Source organism: Megasphaera indica (assembly GCF_046614755.1).
Classification (GTDB): domain Bacteria; phylum Bacillota; class Negativicutes; order Veillonellales; family Megasphaeraceae; genus Megasphaera; species Megasphaera intestinihominis.
The window spans coordinates 1-223 of record NZ_JBKKJR010000090.1; the positions used below are offsets into that span (position 1 = coordinate 1).

The 223-nt window shown below is 50.2% G+C and carries 1 rRNA gene; it reads right to left on the bottom strand.

Going from position 1 to position 223, the window contains the following annotated elements:
* Positions 1-207, bottom strand: a 16S ribosomal RNA gene (locus ACFCTO_RS12290); the annotation flags it as partial.
* Positions 208-223: the final 16 nt, after the last annotated feature.

A 223-nucleotide genomic window follows, 5' to 3' on the forward strand; every position in this document is an offset into this window, starting at 1 on the left:
TCTGCCATGCGACAGAAAGAACGTATTCGGTATTAGCAGCCGTTTCCAGCTGTTGTCCCCATCTAGAGGGCAGGTTGCTTACGCGTTACTCACCCGTTTGCCACTCGAATCGATAAGAAGCAAGCTTCTCATCTCTTCTCGTTCGACTTGCATGTGTTAAGCACGCCGCCAGCGTTCGTCCTGAGCCAGGATCAAACTCTCCATGATATATGGAAGAGCGTTT